At 68.3% G+C, this 15,946-nt stretch carries 19 protein-coding genes and 1 pseudogene; 8 read left to right on the top strand and 12 right to left on the bottom strand.

What is annotated here, in order from left to right; all coding sequences use genetic code 11:
- Positions 1 to 32 precede the first annotated feature (32 nt).
- Entirely contained in the window at positions 33 to 245 is a 213-nt protein-coding gene (locus G9373_RS25020; protein WP_206032596.1) for a hypothetical protein, read from the top strand.
- Here the strand turns inward: G9373_RS25020 and G9373_RS25015 are convergent.
- On the bottom strand, positions 218 to 1,756 hold the full coding sequence (locus tag G9373_RS25015; protein WP_167117270.1) for an alkaline phosphatase D family protein: 1,539 nt from the start codon (positions 1,754 to 1,756) through the stop codon (positions 218 to 220). The two genes, G9373_RS25020 and G9373_RS25015, sit on opposite strands and share 28 nt — an antisense overlap.
- An 89-nt stretch (positions 1,757 to 1,845) precedes the next feature.
- On the opposite strand from G9373_RS25015, the gene G9373_RS25010 reads away from it, so the two are divergent.
- A complete protein-coding gene (locus tag G9373_RS25010; protein WP_054247807.1) occupies positions 1,846 to 2,382 on the top strand; it encodes a methylated-DNA--[protein]-cysteine S-methyltransferase in 537 nt (178 codons plus the stop codon).
- Here the strand turns inward: G9373_RS25010 and G9373_RS25005 are convergent.
- Together G9373_RS25005 and G9373_RS25000 are read right to left on the bottom strand one after the other, a co-directional pair.
- Positions 2,318 to 2,749 (bottom strand): racemase, encoded by a 432-nt coding sequence (locus G9373_RS25005; RefSeq protein ID WP_240482941.1) that lies wholly within the window; start codon positions 2,747 to 2,749, stop codon positions 2,318 to 2,320. The two genes, G9373_RS25010 and G9373_RS25005, sit on opposite strands and share 65 nt — an antisense overlap.
- Before the next feature lie 85 nt (positions 2,750 to 2,834).
- On the bottom strand, positions 2,835 to 4,124 hold the full coding sequence (locus G9373_RS25000) for an adenylosuccinate synthase (protein ID WP_005260012.1): 1,290 nt from the start codon (positions 4,122 to 4,124) through the stop codon (positions 2,835 to 2,837).
- A gap of 218 nt (positions 4,125 to 4,342) precedes the next feature.
- Between G9373_RS25000 and G9373_RS24995 the strand changes: the two genes are divergently transcribed.
- Together G9373_RS24995 and G9373_RS24990 are read left to right on the top strand one after the other, a co-directional pair.
- On the top strand, positions 4,343 to 4,996 hold the full coding sequence (locus G9373_RS24995; RefSeq protein WP_005574912.1) for a hypothetical protein: 654 nt from the start codon (positions 4,343 to 4,345) through the stop codon (positions 4,994 to 4,996).
- The gene (locus G9373_RS24990; protein WP_120659478.1) at positions 4,993 to 5,766 is read left to right on the top strand and encodes a site-2 protease family protein; all 774 of its coding nucleotides are present in this window, start codon (positions 4,993 to 4,995) and stop codon (positions 5,764 to 5,766) included. The genes G9373_RS24995 and G9373_RS24990 overlap by 4 nt, the downstream gene beginning before the upstream one ends.
- A 39-nt stretch (positions 5,767 to 5,805) precedes the next feature.
- On the opposite strand, the gene G9373_RS24985 is transcribed toward G9373_RS24990, so the two are convergent.
- The 4 genes from G9373_RS24985 to G9373_RS24970 are packed head-to-tail and all read right to left on the bottom strand — an operon-like array spanning position 5,806 to position 7,990.
- Complete coding sequence (locus tag G9373_RS24985; RefSeq protein WP_054248640.1) at positions 5,806 to 6,303, bottom strand: helix-turn-helix domain-containing protein; 498 nt, start codon at positions 6,301 to 6,303, stop codon at positions 5,806 to 5,808.
- A gap of 41 nt (positions 6,304 to 6,344) precedes the next feature.
- Positions 6,345 to 6,617 (bottom strand): DUF6510 family protein, encoded by a 273-nt coding sequence (locus tag G9373_RS24980; protein WP_005238458.1) that lies wholly within the window; start codon positions 6,615 to 6,617, stop codon positions 6,345 to 6,347.
- A gap of 19 nt (positions 6,618 to 6,636) precedes the next feature.
- A complete protein-coding gene (locus G9373_RS24975; protein ID WP_167117267.1) occupies positions 6,637 to 7,401 on the bottom strand; it encodes a ferredoxin reductase in 765 nt (254 codons plus the stop codon).
- Entirely contained in the window at positions 7,391 to 7,990 is a 600-nt protein-coding gene (locus G9373_RS24970) for a sulfite oxidase-like oxidoreductase (protein WP_167117264.1), read from the bottom strand. Before G9373_RS24970 ends, G9373_RS24975 begins: the two co-directional genes overlap by 11 nt.
- A gap of 106 nt (positions 7,991 to 8,096) precedes the next feature.
- On the opposite strand from G9373_RS24970, the gene G9373_RS24965 reads away from it, so the two are divergent.
- Positions 8,097 to 9,503, top strand: a complete 1,407-nt coding sequence (locus G9373_RS24965; protein WP_167117261.1) for an MFS transporter — start codon at positions 8,097 to 8,099, stop codon at positions 9,501 to 9,503.
- Between the two features lie 30 nt (positions 9,504 to 9,533).
- Complete coding sequence (locus G9373_RS24960) at positions 9,534 to 10,703, top strand: thiolase family protein (RefSeq protein ID WP_133986336.1); 1,170 nt, start codon at positions 9,534 to 9,536, stop codon at positions 10,701 to 10,703.
- A gap of 17 nt (positions 10,704 to 10,720) precedes the next feature.
- Here G9373_RS24960 and G9373_RS24955 read toward each other — a convergent pair whose 3' ends face one another.
- A complete protein-coding gene (locus G9373_RS24955) occupies positions 10,721 to 11,677 on the bottom strand; it encodes a YafY family protein (RefSeq protein ID WP_005567226.1) in 957 nt (318 codons plus the stop codon).
- A 63-nt stretch (positions 11,678 to 11,740) separates the two neighbouring features.
- Between G9373_RS24955 and G9373_RS24950 the strand changes: the two genes are divergently transcribed.
- Complete coding sequence (locus G9373_RS24950) at positions 11,741 to 12,202, top strand: pyridoxamine 5'-phosphate oxidase family protein (protein WP_167117258.1); 462 nt, start codon at positions 11,741 to 11,743, stop codon at positions 12,200 to 12,202.
- A 3-nt stretch (positions 12,203 to 12,205) separates the two neighbouring features.
- On the opposite strand, the gene G9373_RS24945 is transcribed toward G9373_RS24950, so the two are convergent.
- From G9373_RS24945 to G9373_RS24930, 4 genes are all read right to left on the bottom strand, one after another.
- On the bottom strand, positions 12,206 to 12,613 hold the full coding sequence (locus tag G9373_RS24945; protein ID WP_167117255.1) for a hypothetical protein: 408 nt from the start codon (positions 12,611 to 12,613) through the stop codon (positions 12,206 to 12,208).
- Positions 12,614 to 12,682: 69 nt separating this feature from the next.
- The gene (locus tag G9373_RS24940) at positions 12,683 to 13,609 is read right to left on the bottom strand and encodes a cation diffusion facilitator family transporter (RefSeq protein ID WP_037204807.1); all 927 of its coding nucleotides are present in this window, start codon (positions 13,607 to 13,609) and stop codon (positions 12,683 to 12,685) included.
- 72 nt (positions 13,610 to 13,681) lie between these two features.
- Positions 13,682 to 14,749 carry an FUSC family protein gene (locus G9373_RS24935; RefSeq protein WP_005260036.1) on the bottom strand — a complete coding sequence of 356 codons (1,068 nt, stop codon included), beginning with the start codon at positions 14,747 to 14,749 and terminating at the stop codon, positions 13,682 to 13,684.
- 64 nt (positions 14,750 to 14,813) lie between these two features.
- Complete coding sequence (locus G9373_RS24930; protein ID WP_005260038.1) at positions 14,814 to 15,230, bottom strand: DUF3151 domain-containing protein; 417 nt, start codon at positions 15,228 to 15,230, stop codon at positions 14,814 to 14,816.
- Between the two features lie 138 nt (positions 15,231 to 15,368).
- Between G9373_RS24930 and G9373_RS24925 the strand changes: the two are divergent.
- Positions 15,369 to 15,946, top strand: a pseudogene (locus tag G9373_RS24925) (transcriptional regulator); the annotation flags it as partial.

The raw sequence follows: 15,946 nt of genomic DNA, 5'->3' as shown, positions 1-15,946 counted from the left end.
ACTCAAAGCCAGTTCTGGCGAAGCTCGAATCCATGACGACACTGATCACCCTCGCGTGCATGCTTCTCCTGGCCGCAGCGGTCGCGCACTACGGCCCCAAAGAGGGAGGTACGGGCGTGTTTCGCCTGGAGCAGTTCCGGATCGGCGCCCCTCTCGGCGGAATCTTTACCGACCAGCCGACCAGTCCAGAAGATCCGGACTGGCCTGGTTCAGACGATCAGCGCGCCGGCGGCGGCAGCAGCTGACTGAAGAGCACCGTCCCGGCCGCGTCGAGGAGGTCCACCCGCAACTCCGACGTCTGCCCGTCGATGAACACCTCACCGAAGTGCTGGTATCCGTCGAGCGGCGACGAGTTGGGTGCGGGCGGCGCGTGCACGAACACGGCCTCGGGGCCGAACGTGGCGTCGAGGTCGTTCGGACCGAAGCCGCCCGAGTTGAGTGGACCGGAGACGAACTCCCAGAACTCGTCGAAATCCTTGTACGCGGCGCGGTCGGGAGAGTACCGGTGCGCGGCGGTGTAGTGCACGTCCGCAGTGAGCCATACCGTCCCGGTGATCCGCCCCGCCTTGATCGCCGACAGCACCTGGGCGATCTCGGATTCCCGGCCCGACGGCTGACCGGGCTCCCCGTTCGCGACGCCCTCGAACGCGGTGTCGCCGTCCGGGACCACCACCCCGAGCGGGAGGTCGTTGGCGATGATCTTCCACGTCGCCGTGGACGCACCGAGTTCCCGGATCAGCCAGTCCTTCTGGGCCGCACCGAGAATCTGCCCGGCCGCACCGGTGTTGACCCCGTTCGCGTCCTTGTAGGTGCGCATGTCGAGGACGAACACGTCGAGCAGTGGCCCGTACCCGATCTTGCGGTAGACGCGACCGTCGACCGCGTCGGCCGGCTCCGTCGGCAGCCACTCGTGGTACGCCTGGAATGCCCTCTGCGCCAGCACGTCCACGTTCTTCTCCGTGTACGTGTCGAGATCGAGGACCTCACCGGGGTACCAGTTGTTGACGGTCTCGTGATCGTCCCATTGAACGATCTGCGCCACAGAGGAATTGAACCTGCGGTAGTTGTCGTCGGTGAGGTTGTACGCGTACTGGCCGCGGTACTGGTCCAGCGTCTGCGCGACCGCGCTCTTCGCCTCACTGACCGTGTTCCGCCACACGCGTCCGTCCGGCAGCGTGAAGGACTCCTTCAGCGGACCGTCGGCGTACACGACGTCGCCCGAGTGCAGGAACAGGTGCGGGTCGCGCGCGGCCATCGTGTCGAAGATTCGCATTCCGCCGATGTCCGGATTGATTCCGTACCCCTGACCAGCCGTGTCCCCGGACCACTGCAACCGGATGTCCCCTGCGGCGCTCGGAGCGGTGCGGAAGACACCCGTCACCGCCTCCGAGGTGGCGCCGTCGTCGCCTTCGAGAGTCACCCGGTAGTGCACCTGCTGCCCTGCGGGTAGTCCGGTCAGCCGCAGCCGTCCGGTGCCGTCCGTGTCCGGAGTGAGCAGTCCACCCTCGAACCGCATCGGGTCGGTGAAGGACTCGGTGGCCGAGGTCTCCACGATCATCGTGGCGGGACGGTCGGACCTCGCCCAGACGAGCGCACCGTCGGCTCGCACGTCCCCCGCCGCGACACCGTGCGTCAGGGTGGGTCGTTCACGGACCAGCGCCGGACCCGCACTACCGGAATCGGAGCACGCGGCGGCGGGCACGGCCAGCAACCCGAGTGCGGTGGAGCGGAGCAGGGCACGGCGGGACAGGTACACGGAAACATCTCCTCGGTCGGCGAGCTTCGAGGATGTCCAACCGCGGTCAACGGAAGGTGAACGTCAGATGTGGGAGGCATACTGGATTGGTGACCACAGGAATCGCCCTGTTCGACACGGCCCTCGGCACCTGCGCCATCGCGTGGCGGGCCGCCGGAATCGTGGGTGTGCAATTGCCCGAAGGTTCACCCGAATCCACCCGGCAGCGTCTCGAACACTGTTTCCCGGATGCGGTGGAGCACCAGCCGCCGGCACCGGTCCAGCGGGCCATCGACGGAATACGCGAACATCTGGGCGGCGCACTCGACGATCTGCGGTGGATCGACCTCGACTTCGAGGGAGTCCCCGAATTCGACTGCACCGTATACGACCTCACCCGCGCAATCGACCCGGGCACCACGCTCACCTACGGCGACATCGCGGCGGAACTCGGCAAGCCGGGTGCCGCGCAGGCCGTCGGTCAGGCCCTCGGCCGTAACCCGCTGCCGATCGTGATCCCGTGCCATCGCGTCCTCGCCGCCGGCGGGCAGGTGGGCGGCTTCTCCGCCGGCGGCGGCACCCTCACCAAGCGCGAACTGCTGGCCCTCGAGCACACTCCGGGTTTCGACGACCCGGTGCTGTTCTGATCAGCGCCTGCGGGTCGCCGACGAGTTCGCGCGCCAACGCCGCGGCCGCCGCCATCCTGTCGCCGCCCGGAACCCGGAGGGTCCGGACGGCCCGCTGATCCGCACCGGTCACCCTGGCGCATCCCAGCACGAACGCCTGCCCGCCGGCGAGTATCGCCCGCTCCACCGCGTGGACGAACGCGTCCACCGTCGACCTCGGGTCACCCTCGAACACCCAGACGCCCAGATCCGTCGACACCACCGCCACGCACCTGCCGGTGTCCGGCGTGTCGTGCCCGAATGCCTCCAGGACGGCGGCCGCTGCGTGGAAGCTGTCGTACCACCGGCCGGCCGGCGTCCGGGTACTCGCTTCGACAGTCCTGATCATCGGCTCGAATGTATCGCGGATCGCCGAATGTCGCATCGGTTCAATTCAACTGAACCGATGTCACATTCGGCGACAGGCGCGCGGACTACCGCACCACGTCGCGGCGGACGATGGTCTCGTCGCGGCCGGGGCCGACACCGATGCAGGAGATGTACGCACCCGACAGTTCCTCGAGGCGCAGGACATAGTTCTGCGCGTTCTTGGGGAGCTCCTCGAACGTCCGGGCATGGGAGATGTCTTCCCACCAACCGGGCATTTCCTCGTAGATCGGCTTCGCGTGATGAACGTCGGTCTGCGACATGGGCATCTCGTCGTACCGCACGCCGTCGACGTCGTAGCCGACGCAGATCGGGATGGTGTCGAGGCTGCTGAGCACGTCGAGCTTGGTGAGGAAGTAGTCGGTGATGCCGTTGACACGCGTTGCGTAGCGGGCGATCACGGCGTCGAACCATCCGGTGCGACGAGCGCGGCCGGTGGTGACACCCACCTCGCCGCCGGTCTTGGCGAGATATTCGCCGTTCTGGTCGAAGAGTTCGGTCGGGAACGGGCCCGAGCCGACGCGGGTGGTGTACGCCTTGAGGATGCCCAGCACCGTGGTGATCTTGGTGGGTCCGATGCCCGAACCGACCGCTGCGCCACCGGACGTCGGGTTGGACGACGTCACGTAGGGGTAGGTGCCGTGGTCGACGTCGAGGAGCGTGCCCTGCGAACCCTCCAGCAGCACCGTCTCGCCGCGCTCGAGTGCCTCGTTGAGCTGCAGGCGCGTGTCCGCGATCCGGTGCTTGAACCCGTCTGCCTGCTCGAGCACCTCGTCGACGACCTGCTGCGGGTCCAGGGCCTTGCGGTTGTAGATCTTGACGAGCACCTGGTTCTTGAACTCGAGTGCCGCCTCGACCTTCTGGGTGAGGATCTTCTCGTCCAGCACGTCCTGCACGCGGACGCCGACACGCGCGAGTTTGTCCTGGTAGCAGGGCCCGATGCCGCGGCCGGTGGTGCCGATCTTCTTGGCCCCGAGGAAGCGTTCGGTGACCTTGTCGATGGCAACGTGGTACGGCATGATCAGGTGCGCATCGGCCGAGAGCAGCAGGCGGCTGGTGTCCACACCCCGCTCGTCGAGTCCGGCGAGTTCGGTGAGCAGCACTCCCGGGTCCACCACGACACCGTTGCCGATGACGTTCGTGACGCCCGGAGTGAGGATTCCGGACGGGATCAGATGCAGCGCGAACTTGTCGCCGTTCGGAAGAACCACAGTGTGTCCGGCGTTGTTACCGCCCTGGTAGCGCACCACCCACTGCAGGCGTCCGCCCAGTAGATCGGTAGCTTTGCCCTTGCCCTCGTCGCCCCACTGGGCGCCGATCAGGACGATTGCCGGCATGACGTTGTCTCCTACGGTCGACGTACAGTCGTATCCGACTGCGTGGTCCTGCCGTTCGTAGGCAGTGGCCGGGGGAACAGTCTAGCCGAGGGCACGGAGAACAGACCCCACAGTACGGCTGGGGAGGCCATCTCGGGCGTGCCACTAGGATGATCCGAAAGGGAAGCTGCGGAAATCGCGGCGGGACATCCGGGCGAGGAGTGGCGTTGACCCCCGTAGTGCTCATTTGCGGCGACGTGCCGCTTCCCCTACCTCTGGGCTCCATTTCGACCTCGAGCGCACCTGCCGTCCCGGACAAGGACGACTTCGACGAGGTCTTCTCCAAACTTCAGGTCGTCGTGGATCCGCGACTGATCGTGGTGGGCAGCGACGCCGCCTTCGCGGCCACCCTGACCCGGTTGATGCGCACCGAACGCCTGCACATCGAACTCGCGTACGTCGCGGAGCATCGTTCGGAGGCGACGGACGCCTACCACCTGTCCTCCGGCGCCCGCGGCGCCCGCACCGCGCTGAAGGGGACGGCCAAGCCGGTCCCCCTCATCCGCGACGACGCGGGCATCGCGCTCGTCGGGTGCGCCACCGTCACGGGACCGGACGGGGGGCCGCTCGTCGGCGAGGCCTACGTCGACGACACCCGGTTGTTCTCGGGGACGACGACGAGCATGAACGTCACCCCGACCCCACGGATGCCCGGTCTGCGGGCGTCGGTCGAACCTCGCAGGCGCTGGCTGCCCCGCCGCTGGGTGGAGGGCCGCGCCGTGCAGCTCGGGTCGCCCGCCGCGGCGCTGACCCGCGACGGCGTGCCGAACCCGCGCGAAGTCAAGCGTTCGACGTTCTACCGTCACGACCAAGAGTGGTTGCTGGTCCGATGAGCCTGCCCCGGGCGCGGACCACCGCGGTACGCCCCAGTCCGGTGTTCCTTCTGGTCGTCGCCGTGGCGGTCGCCGGCGGTGTTCTCGCGTGGCGCGCCGAACTGGAGTCCGTCCTCGGCCACGTCGGGGTGTTCCTGCTCGTGGTCGCGGGATGGGTGGTGACGCTCTGCCTGCACGAGTTCGCGCACGCGTTCACGGCGTGGCGGCACGGCGACACCGACGTCGAGGTGCGCGGCTATCTCACGCTCAACCCGGTGAAGTACAGCCACCCGCTGCTGTCGATCGGTCTGCCGGTGCTGTTCATCGCACTCGGCGGGATCGGGTTGCCCGGCGGCGCCGTGTACCTGCGCACCGGACTGTTCTCGCCGAAGGTGCAGGCGCGGGTGTCGCTCGCCGGACCCGCCGTGAATCTGGTGTCCGCGATCGTCCTCCTCGCGGTGATCCGCTGGTTCGGGCTGGGCGGCGACCACCAGGTATTCTGGACGGGACTGAGTTTCCTCGCGTTCCTGCAGGTGATGGCCACCGTGCTCAATCTCCTGCCGGTACCCGGACTCGACGGGTACGCCGCGCTCGAGCCGTTCCTGCCGCCCCGCACCCGCAGGTCCGTCGACCAGTTCAAGCCGTACGGACTGCTGATCCTCGTGGCGCTGCTGTTCGTGCCGTCGATCAACGTGGTGTTCTTCGACGTCATCTACCGGCTGTTCGAACTGTCCGGGGTTCCGGAGATCTACGCGCAGTACGGCAACTACCTGATGCGCTTCTGGCTCTGACCCGTGAGTACTTATTAACCGCGGGCGGTTGAGAAGTACTCACGGGCGGGACGCATCCTCTTCGGTGAAGTTGGGGGTCAGCCGCAGTTCCGCCAGCGGCACCTCGCGGTCGGGGCTGCGGACCTCGACGCGCACGGGTTCGCCGGTCGCGTCGTCCCGCACCCCGATGGGTGCACCGTGCTTGCCCTGGAGATACTTGTCGCCCCACTGCATCAGCGCGAGCACGGCGGGCAGGAGGTCGCGCCCCTTCTCGGTGAGCACGTATTCGTAGCGGGTGCGCTGCCCGGGTTCCTTGTAGGGTTGCCGCTCGAACAGGCCCTCGGCCGTCAGTTCACGCAGCCTGGACGCCGCCACGGCCTCGGTGATGCCGACCCGTTTCGCGAAGTCGTCGAATCGCGTGGTGCCGTAGTAGGCCTCGCGCAGGATCAGGACGGCCGAACGCGTGCCGATCACGTCCATCGCCTTGCCGATGGAGCAGTGCGTCGCCCGCCAGGTGTCGCGATCTGCCAGAAAGCCGTCCAACCGTGCCGCGTCCATGCACCTCAGCATAGCTGACTTGCAAATTCCATAGTCAGCGCTCACAGTTTCCAGGACAGGTGCGACAGCCCGCTGGCGTCGAGTTCGAGCCCGCGCGGAGTCGACACCAGTCGCAGCAGCACCTCCTGACATCCCGGGCACCGCACGACCACACCGGGCGCACGCGTATAGACGTGCACCGCCGCCATCGGTCCGTCGAGACCGCAGAACCGGCACTGTCCGGTCGCCGCGGTGAGGTCGTGAACGAAGATCTCCGCGAACGGCCCGCCGAGAACGTTCCCGTCCTCGAAGTCGTTGCCCTGCAACGTACTCATCGACAATTCCTTCCTCCGGTCACGGTCCCGAAGGACCGAACCTCTCGGTCTTGATGTCGTCCGGCGAGTGCCCGAGCGAGAGCAGCAGGCGAGCCGCCTCCTCGACGAATCCGGTGGGCCCGCAGACGAAGCAGCGCGGCGCGAAGTCCGCCGGCCATCCCCATGCCGCGAGATCGGCGGCAGTGATCCGACCCGCCGGACGCCGCGAGTCCTCACGGGTGCAGAGGACGAACGTCTCGACTCCCCCGTCGCCGCTCCCGGGCCGGTTCAGCTCGTCCGCGAACAATTCGTCGGCCTGCGTCCGGAGGGAATACACGAGCCGGAACGGCGTGCGGTCGTGCCGGAACCGGCGCTCGCGAATCATCGACATCAGCGGCACGATCCCCGACCCACCCGCGACGAGAAGCACCGGCGCGCCGCCACCCTCGCGCGGCGACCACACGAACCAGCCACCGATCGGTCCGCGCACCTCGATCAGATTGCCCGCGGCGAACACCTCGGTCAGATACGGAGACACCTCACCGTCCGCCACCCGCTGGACGACCAACTGCAATCGCCACCCACCCGGTGAACGCTCGGCCGGCGACGCCAGCGAGTAGCTCCGTTCGGTGGTGTATCCGTCGGGACCGGTCAGGCGGAGATCGACGTGCTGCCCGGCGCGATGCCCCGGCCAGTCCGGGACCTCGAGGACCAGTGCCCGCGCACTCGCCGTCTCGGGCCACGAGTCGACGAGTTCCGCCACTCGCCAGCTGAGCACGGCGCGGCCCAGAAGTTCACTGGTCACCCTGGTACCTCTGCTCCCGCCACGGGTCGCCGCGATCGTGGTATCCGAGTTGCTCCCAGAAGCCCGGGACGTCCTGGGTGACGAGCTGAATCGACCGAACCCACTTCGCGGACTTCCACAGGTAGAGATGCGGCACGAGCAGACGGGCCGGACCCCCGTGCACCGGTGCGAGGGGCGCCCCCTCGTAGGTGTGCACGATCCACGCCTTGCCGCCGAGGATGTCGGCGATGGGGAGGTTCGTGGTGTAGCCGCCGTCGCATCCGACGAGGACGAATCCCGCGGACGTCTCGACGTCCGCGAACAGGGTGTCGAGCGAGACCCCCTTCCACGACGTTCCGAACTTCGACCAACGTGTGACGCAGTGGAGGTCGACCGTCGGCCGCTCCTGCGGGAGCTTCATGAATTCGGCCCACGACCACTCGCGGCGCCGGCCGGTCTGGTCGGTCACGGTCAGCGTCCACGTGTCGGTCGGGACGCGGGGCGTCGGTCCCGCCGAGAGGACCGGGAAATCGCCGACCTCGTACTGCCCGGGCGGAAGAGAGTGCTCGCTGCGAGGTCTGCCGTGGAATCCGGGGGTCAGAACAGCCATGCCTCACGTTAGGACCGCCACGGGATCTCTGCAGCGCAAACCGTCGATCCGAGGTGTCCGTCACACCTGACTTGCCATAGCCATAGTCAGGTGTAGATTGCTGACTATGGCCCTCAATAGTCAGGTGCGTGAGGAAGTGCGGCTCGGCCCGCTCCTCACCGTCCTCTCCGGCGCGCCGTTCGTCGCCAGCCTCGATCTGTTCGTCGTCAACGTCGCGTTCGGCGACATCGCGGCGAGCTACCCCGGCTACAGCCTCGGCGACCTCAGCTGGGTGCTGGGCGGCTATGCGATCGTGTTCGCCGCACTCCTGGTTCCGCTCGGACGCTGGGCCGACCGCGTCGGCCGCCGGCGCGGATTCCTTCTCGGGCTGGCGCTGTTCACCGTGGCGAGCGCGGCATGCGCGCTGAGCCCCTCGCTGTGGCTGCTCGTCGCCTTCCGACTGCTCCAGGCCGTCGGTGCCGCCGCCCTGACCCCCGCCAGCCTGGGACTGCTCATCAGCACGGTCCCCGAAGCCACACGTGCGGGCGCGGTCCGGATCTGGGCCGCGTCGGGCGCCGCGGCCGCGGCCTTCGGTCCCGTGGTGGGTGGCCTGCTCGTCGAGGCGTCGTGGCGCTGGGCCTTCCTGATCAACGTCCCCATCGGTATCGCCTTCCTGATCGCCACCGTCCGGTTGGTCCCCGACTTCCGCCCGGCCGCCCGTGACACAAACCTCGACCTGTTCGGCGCCGCCCTGTTGACCGTCGGCATCGGTGCCCTCGCACTCGGGCTGGTCCAGGGACCCGACTGGGGCTGGGGCGACCCCCGAATCGCGCTCGCGTTCACCGTCGCTGCCGCGTCGGTCGCACTGTTCTGGTGGAGAAACAGCAGGCAGCGCGAGCCGCTCATCGAACCCGCCATGCTGAAGGTGCGGACGTTCGCCTGGTCGAACGTGACGGCGCTCGCGTTCAGTGCCGCCTTCGCAGCCGGCCTGCTCGCGAACATCCTGTGGCTGCAGCAGGTGTGGGGGTACTCCGCGCTGCTGACGGGTCTCGCGATCGCGCCGGGCCCGTTGATGGTGCCGGTGTTCGCCGTGGTCGGCCAGTTCCTGTCCCGCAGGTTCTCGGCCGGAGCGATCACCGCGGCGGGCAGCGCCCTGTGGGCGGCCGGCGCCGTGCTCGTTCTCTCGTCCGTCGGGATGGAACCGCAGTACGCGTCGGAACTACTGCCCGGCTGGATGATCGCCGGTGTCGGGGTCGGTCTGGCGTTGCCGACGATCCTGTCGTCCGCCACCGCCGGACTACCGCAGTCGCGCTCGGCCACCGGTAGTGCCGTCGTCACCATGAGCCGTCAGGTCGGAACCGTGCTGGGCGTGAGCATGCTGGTCGCCCTCCTCGGTACGACCGCCGGTGACGAAGACACCCACGCCGCGTTCCAACTCGCCTGGTCGGCGGTGGCTGTGGTGGCCGTCGTCGCCGCACTCACCGCCACACGGATGAATCCACCCCGTGAGTACTTGTCAACCGCCCGCGGTTGACAAGTACTCACAGCACCGAAAGGAACGATCATGAGAGACGCCGTCATCGTCGAGGCCGTCCGCACGCCGATCGGCAAGGGCAAGCCCTCCGGCGCCCTGCACGGAGTGCACCCCGTCGACCTTCTCGCCCACAGCCTGTCGACCCTCGTCGAGCGCACGGGAATCGATCCCGCACTGATCGACGACGTCATCGGCGGCACCGTCACCCAGGTCGGTGACCAGAGCCAGAACATCACCCGCAGTGCGCTTCTCGCCGCCGGATTCCCCGAATCCGTGCCCGGCACGACCGTCGACCGGCAGTGCGGCAGCAGCCAGCAGGCCGTCCACTTCGCCGCGCAGGGCGTGATGTCGGGCGCCTACGACATCGTCGTCGCCGCCGGAGTCGAATCGATGGGCCGAGTTCCCATGGGGTCCAGCAGCATCGGACGCGAATCGATGGGTGTCGGCTTCGAGCGCCGCTACCCCGACGGCCTCGTCCCGCAGGGCATCAGCGCCGAACTCATCGCCGCCCGGTGGGGACTCTCGCGCACCCAGCTGGACGAGTTCGCCCTGCGCAGCCATCAGAAGGCCGCGGCGGCAACGAGTGCCGGGAACTTCGCGAAGGAACTCGCCGTCCTGCCGGAGCTGAGCGTCGACGAGGCCATCCGGCCGGACACGACGCTGGACGCTCTCGCCGGCCTGCGACCGGCCTTCCGCAGTGACTTCTACGAGGAGAGGTTCCCGCAGATCGACTGGTCGATCACCGCGGGCAACAGCAGTCCCCTGTCGGACGGAAGTGCGGCGCTCATGATCACCACGAGTGAGATCGCGGGACGCCTGGGACTGCGGCCGCTGGCCCGGCTCCACAGCTTCTCCGTCGTCGGCGACGATCCGCTGATGATGCTCACCGCGGTCATCCCCGCGACACGCAAGGTGCTGCAGCGCAGCGGCCTCGACATCTCCGACATCGACCTGTTCGAAGTCAACGAGGCCTTCGCGCCGGTGGTCCTGGCCTGGGCCGCGGACACCGGAGCCGACCTGGACCGCGTCAACGTGCACGGCGGCGCGATCGCGCTCGGACATCCGCTGGGGGCCAGCGGCGCCCGGCTCATGACCACGCTGGTGAACGCGATGGACCAGCGCGGGGCCCAGTTCGGCCTGCAGACCATGTGCGAGGCCGGCGGACTCGCCAACGCCACGGTGCTCGAACGACTCGGGTGACGCGGAGGTAGTCCATCTCAGCCGTTCCGGCGGGCGATCGCGTCTCCCACCGCACGCAGCGATTCGCGTAGCGAAGGCGGCTGGAGCACTTCGACTCCCCCGCCGAGAACGGTCAACTGGTCGAGTGCCACGTCTTCGGCCTCGAGCGACAGGTCGACGGTCACCCAGCCGGCGTCATCCGGCGGGCCGGGTTCGACGCGTGCGGCTTCCACACCCACCACCCGCGGCAGCCGTCGCCACGACGCGGGCGAGAGCCGCACGCGGCACCGGAATCGCAGAAGGGCACGATCGAATTCGGCCACCGACGCCGTCCACCACGCACCCAGATCGAAATTCTCGGGACGTACCGCCGGTTGATTCAGCACGGTCGCGTCACTGATCCGCGACACCCGGTACGACAGCGTCCGTCCGCGATGCTGCGCAACGAGATACCAGACACCGGCCTTCGCCACCAGACCCAGGGGATCGAGAGTTCTTGCCGCGGAACGGCTCCCCTTCCGGTAGCGGATACCGAGACGCCGACCCTCGAGCACCGCGGACGCCACCACCGGGAGATCGCCGTTGTCGCGTGGCCCGTCGAACCAGCCGGGGGCGTCGACGTAGAGCCGATCCCGCCACAGCTGAGCCCCGGCGCGCAGCGGGACAGGCAACGCCCCCAACAGCTTCGACTGCGCGGCAGCGGTGACGTCGCGAAGACCGAGATCGTCGGCGATCGACGGGACACCGAGCAACATCAACGCGGACGTCTCCTCGCCCGTCATCCCGCCGAGTTTCGACTGCCAGCCGTCGAGCAACCGGATTCCGCCACCGGGTCCGCTCTCCGTCCACACCGGCACACCGGCCGCCGACAACGCCGTGACGTCGCGATACACGGTGCGGACCGAGACCCCGAGTTCGTCCGCGAGTTGCTGCGCGGTGGCCCTGCGACTGCCCTCCAGACGGAGCATCACCTCGACGAGCCGACTCGAACGCATGCTCCGATTCTAGTGAAAATCCCTGACAGTAGATGTCAGGGATAGGAGAGCACACTGGTCGGCATGACCAACTGGACGCAGTTCGAGACAGAAGCACCCGACCTCGCCAAGGCTGTCGCCGCACGCTTCGAGGCGCACAAGCACCACGTGCTGGCGACACTCCGCAAGGACGGTTCCCCGAGAGTGAGCGGCACCGAGGTCGAGTTCTACGAGGGCGCGTTACTGCTCGGCTCGATGGTCGGTGCACGCAAAGTGCAGGACCTGCAACGCGATCCGCGATTCTCTCTCCACAGCAACCCCGGTCACCACACGATGGACGGCGGCGACGCCAAGATCAGCGGCCGCGCAGACGAGATCCTCGGAGAGCTGAAACAGCAGATCCTCGAGCACTATCCCGACGAAATCCCCGAGGCGGACGTCTTCGAACTCGGCCTCGACGAGGTGGTGCTCAACACCGTCGACGGCGACCACCTGTACGTCGACCTGTGGCGGCCGGGTGCGGGTGTCACCCGGTTCACCAAGTGACGGTCACTGCGTGACGGCGAATCCGAAGCCGAGAGTGCAGGCCTCCAGCGGCCCCTTCGGCCCGTCGGGGTCGTAGGTTCCGCCGGGAATCAAATGTCCGGTGAAGCCGGGCAGTTCGCGTTCGACACCCTCACCGTTCGTCAACGGTCCGGACGTGCCGAGCGTCGGCGCCTGGCCGCCGATGTTGAGGTACGTCACCTGGGCGTCGGTCGTGGCCTTTTCCGGTCCCTCGAACTCCCACTCGACCTGGTTGCCTTTCTTTTCGACATCGAGCGTCGCGGCGGGCTTACAGTTCGCCAGCGGATCGGGCATGAACGGCGCGGCGGAGGCGGCGGCCGGTGCTGCGAAGAGGGCGGCCGCACCGAGTGCGGCAACGGCGACGGGTCGTGCGAACGCTGCGAGAGTGGACATGGGGTTCCCTTCCGTGAGTCGTCCCACAACGGTTTCCCGCCGCGTAACCGGACGAAACAGACAGGGCCCCTACCAGGTGACGTTCTCGGCGCAGTGGCGTCCGTTGGCGGTGGATTCCACCTGCACCGTGGCGTGGGAGAGCAGGTGGCTCTCGAGGACGGTCCGCGCCGATTCGAGGACGGCGGACGAGTCGGCGTCCGTGGTCAGGTGGACGGTGGCCACGTCCATTCCCGTCGTGAGCGTCCACACGTGGAGGTCGTGGACACCGGTGACCCCGGGCAGCGCTTCGAGGTCGGCCTGCACCGATTCGACGTCGACGTCCTCGGGAGACGCCTGCGTGAGGATGCGCAGCGACGCGGCGGCCAGTTTCATCGCCCGCGGCACCACCCACAGCGAGATGAGGACACCGACGATGATGTCGGCGTAGGTCCAGTCGAACGCCAGCACGACGCCGCCGGCGATGAGCACGCCGACGCTGCCGACGGCGTCCGCGAGCACTTCGAGGTATGCGCCGCGGACTGCCAGGCTGTCCTTGGAATCGGCGCGCAGCATCAGCATCACCACGAGGTTCGCGGCCAGTCCGACGGATGCGGTGAGGATCAGCGCCATGCCCGGAAGGTCGGGGGCGTCGCCGATGCGGGAGATCGCCTCGTAGAACACCCAGACCGCGACGGCGAGCAGCATCGCGGCATTGGCCATGGCCGTGAGCACTTCGGCGCGGTGCCAGCCGAAGGTCCGGGCCGCGGTGGCACTGCCTTTGCGTGCCAGGAGCAGTGCGACGAGACCCATCGACATTCCGACGACGTCGGTCAGCATGTGCCCGGCGTCGGCGAGCAGCGACAGCGAGTTGACGGTCAGACCGACGACGACCTCGAGAACGAGGAACGCGAGGAGGATGACGAGAGCGATCACCATGCGGCGGATCCGCCCCCGCGACGGGCCTACCTCACCGCTGCCTTGCGTGTTGCCGTGCGAATGGCCGTGACCGACTCCCATGGGTGAGCCTCCTCCCGAGTTCTGCCGATCATATGCGTACATGCGCATACGTTCAACAGCGTGCTCGGGCGGTCAGAGCTCGGGACGATAGGCCGGCTTCTCCACGGTCGGCGGCAGGGTGGCGATGGCCGAAATGCGCTTCAGCCCTGCGACCTGCAGAAGGTCGACGGTCAGTGACCGGATCTGCGCGAAGACGACCGTGGCCGACAGGCCCGCGTTCTCCACCAGTTCCGGTTTCAATCCCGACGCCACCGAACGGAGCACCCGCGCCGCCTCGGCCTGATCGGGTTGCTGACCGGGGTCCGCGAGCGCCATCTGCCGGAGGGTTTCCAAGGCGTGGGCGAGTTTCTCCACCTGGTCGACGAGCCGTGGGTTGAGAATCTCGTCGTCACGCACCAGCGTGAGCGAACGCCGCGCGAGCACCCGGATGTTGCGCAAGGCATTGTCGAGTGGGTCCGCGGCCGCGGTGAGTCGTTCGAGCCGGCCGCGGGTGTTCCAGTACAGCGGCGAGATGCGGCTGATCTCGCGGCCGCCCGCGAGGTGGGTTCGCAGCGTGTCGATGGACGCCTGCGTTGCCCGCGCCTTTTGGAGGGCCTTCTCGATGGGCTTGTCGTCGTTGGCCACCAGACCGTCGGCCACCAGCTGCATCACTTCGGACGCCGTCCCGAGAACGTTCGCGGCGTACTTCCGCGCCCGCCCCACGGGATGCGTGGGAATCAGCGCGACGACGGCGATCCCCACCAGGCCACCGGTCAGAGCGTCCACCATGCGGTCGATACCTGCGGTGCCGCCGGGTGGCAGCAACGTCGCCACGAGCACCGCGGAGTTACCCGCCTGCATCGAGAAGATCGGTCCGCTGTTCAGCAATACGGCCGCGGACATCGCCAGAATCACGACAAGGGTGATCTGCCAGGTACCGCTCCCGATCACGGAGACGATGAGGTCGCCGACCCCGATCCCGATCGTCACACCGGCCACCAACTCGACGGAACGGCGCAGGCGGGCGCCGAGTGACAGCCCCAGCGATACCACCGCGGCGATCGGCGCGAAGAACGGCGTCGGGTGACCGATCACCACCGTCGCCACCCACCAGGCAGCGCCGGCAGCGATCGCGCACTGCAGGATGGGCAGTGCCGACACCCGCAGTCGCTGGGCCGAAGTCCTCAGCCCGTCCCGGCCACGGACTTTCGCCGAGCTGAGGGCGTTAACCGACGCCAAGCGCTTCGGCAGCTCGGGGATCGCAGTCCTCGAGCAGATCGAGGCACCGCGCGTACTCGTCCGTTTCGCCGATCGCCTTCGCCGCCTTCGCCAGCACGGCGACGCACCGGAGGAAGCCGCGGTTGGGTTCGTGGCTGTAGGGAACCGGGCCGAAACCCTTCCAGCCGTTGCGACGCAACTGGTCCAGTCCACGGTGGTACCCGGTGCGCGCGTAGGCGTACGCCGCGATGGTCTCGTCGGCCTGGAGGGCCGCCTCGGCCAGGTAGGCCCATGCGATGGAGGCGGTGGGATGGGCGGCTGCGACGGAAGCCGGATCCTCGTGGTTCAACAGGGCCGATTCGGCCTCGTCGTCCCCGGGGAGCAGCGTGGGCTGTGGTCCGAGAAGGTCACCGAAAGACGTCATGCGCCTATTGTGCCCCCGCCGCAGTGCCGTCACTGCGTCGGCCCGCGTCCGCGACGCGCCCTGTCGTGGTCTCCGATGACGCACGATGTCGTTAGGCTGCCCCCAACGTTCATTTCTCTGCAGACCGAGGGGCAGCGCGTGCAGGACCCGAAGAAAGACGAATCGACTCAGAAGCCGGCCGCGGACACACCGTCCGGACCGGCAGCGGCAGGCACCACCGCCGGCAAGGGCACCGGCGGCGCCGACGCGACCGCGAAGCCTGCGAAGACCGCGCAGCCCGCGGCGGATGCAGAGCCCGCCGCACCGAAGTCACCCGAGCCGAAGCCCCCGCAGAAGAAGGCCCCCGAGAAGGCGGCAGAGAAGAAGGCCGACGAGCCGCAGCCCGAACTGCCCAAGCCTCCGGCACCACGCCCACGAGCCGAGACACCTCAGGCCGGCCCGGACTCTGCCGCGAAACCCGCGGACAAGGCATCCGAGGCGGCCACCACCGCGATCCCGACGCAGAAGAGCGTGCCGGCATCGGGCGACGCCGCGACCGTGAAGATGCACCGCGCACCGACCACGCAGACCCCGACGGTGCAGGGGCAGACGACACCGCCGTCGGACGACGAGACGGTCGCGATCCCCGTGACGAAACCCGCAGTCCCGGCGACGCCGCCGCCGCCCCGACCTGCCGCCGCCCAGCCTCAGAACGCGCGGCCCGTGGCCCCGCCGCC

Origin of the sequence: Rhodococcus sp. A14, from assembly GCF_011603105.1 — a bacterium.
GTDB classification, from domain to species: Bacteria; Actinomycetota; Actinomycetes; order Mycobacteriales; family Mycobacteriaceae; genus Rhodococcus_F; species Rhodococcus_F opacus.
Note: the sequence above shows the minus strand (reverse complement) of the source record. Positions and strands in the feature narration are given on the sequence as shown.